This window comes from Micromonospora sp. NPDC049580 (assembly GCF_040675595.1).
GTDB lineage: Bacteria > Actinomycetota > Actinomycetes > Mycobacteriales > Micromonosporaceae > Micromonospora.
Genome location: NZ_JBFAPG010000825.1, coordinates 1 through 1,204, shown reverse-complemented (window position 1 = coordinate 1,204; position 1,204 = coordinate 1). Strand labels below are relative to the sequence as shown.

Genomic DNA, 1,204 nt, shown 5'->3' with positions numbered 1-1,204 from the left:
GCCGGGTGAGCGGCGGATCGAGGTCGCCGGCAAGGGCGGGCGTCCGCGGGTGGCCCCGGTCAGTGCCGGGCCTTGCGCTCCTCGCTGCTGCGCCAGTTGCTGCCGGCCTTGGCCAGGCCGCGGCTACCGAGGTAGCCCAACGTCAGCAGGGTGATCAGGAACCAGGCGTTGTCGGCCCGGAAGATGTCCACTCCGGCCGAGTTCCGCCCGACGACCTGCGACGCGCCCAGTACGGCGGCCACCGCGATCAGGTAGATCCAGAACTCGGTGGTCTTGAAGGCCTGCTTGGTCTCCGTACCGGGTGCCTGCATGTCGTTGCGACGCCCGTCGTGCATGACCGGCATCTGCTGCGTCTCCCGCATCGCTGCGGGATTCTGCGGGTCGTTCATCGGCCGGTTCATCGGCCGGGTGGAAGCAGCCTGCGTGCTCATCTGGTCCTCCTCAGGATGCGATGAGTCGTACCTGCATTCCCTCGCCCCGCTACCGCGTGTCGGCCACGGCACGGTTCGCTTGCACGGCGGGGACGCCCCCCGACTACCCGAGGCCGCCGACCAGGTAACACTCCTCGGCTCGAAAAAGAATCGACGACGGCTGGCCACGCAGTGGTCGGCGCGGTCGTCGGACGGGTCTCACCGTTGGGGCACATCGGGGCGGATGTCCGTTTCCCGCTCGGCACCTGAGCACTGCGGGTTTGGTCGACGGGTGGCCGGGCACGCAGTCAGTTCCACAGCTTCTGCGAGGTGATGGACGTGCGTGAGGACGACATGCGGCAGGAGGCCGCCCGCCAGGCCGAGAACCGGATCGCCGGCGGCGTGTACGGCGAGGGCGCCCTCGACGAGGTCACAGTGCCCCCCACCGATATCGAGAGCCAAATCCAGCGAGACGACCCGCTCGACCCGGCGCACGAGCGGGTCGACCCGCAGGTGCTGCGCGACGGTGGCCCGGTCGGCGGGCAGGGTGCGGTGACCACCACCGGTGGCACCGCCGGCCCGGCGAGCGTGCGGCGGGTCGCCCGCCAGCCGGAGCGGCACCCCGGCAAGGTTGCCCCGACGACGACCGGGGACGCCACCACCGGCGGGTTGAGCACCCCGATGGGGGGCAGCACCAGCGACCAGTCCACGTCCGCCACCGGGCCGGGCAAGTCCATCCGGGACCGCTCGACCGACTGACCGACGGTGAGCCCGCCCCCGCCGACCGGCCGGTC

At 71.5% G+C, this 1,204-nt stretch carries 2 protein-coding genes; one reads left to right on the top strand and one right to left on the bottom strand.

The window, feature by feature from the left end:
• Nucleotides 1–59 precede the first annotated feature (59 nt).
• Nucleotides 60–431 (bottom strand): hypothetical protein, encoded by a 372-nt coding sequence (locus tag AB0J68_RS32370; protein WP_354855401.1) that lies wholly within the window; start codon nt 429–431, stop codon nt 60–62.
• Nucleotides 432–749: 318 nt separating this feature from the next.
• Between AB0J68_RS32370 and AB0J68_RS32365 the strand changes: the two genes are divergently transcribed.
• Nucleotides 750–1,169 carry a hypothetical protein gene (locus tag AB0J68_RS32365; RefSeq protein WP_355063822.1) on the top strand — a complete coding sequence of 140 codons (420 nt, stop codon included), beginning with the start codon at nt 750–752 and terminating at the stop codon, nt 1,167–1,169.
• The last annotated feature ends 35 nt before the right edge of the window (nt 1,170–1,204 follow it).

What these genes read in the sequence shown, in the direction of transcription:
- AB0J68_RS32370 (WP_354855401.1), bottom strand. Translation starts at nt 431, where the DNA reads ATGAGCACGCAGGCTGCTTCCACCCGGCCGATGAACCGGCCGATGAAC.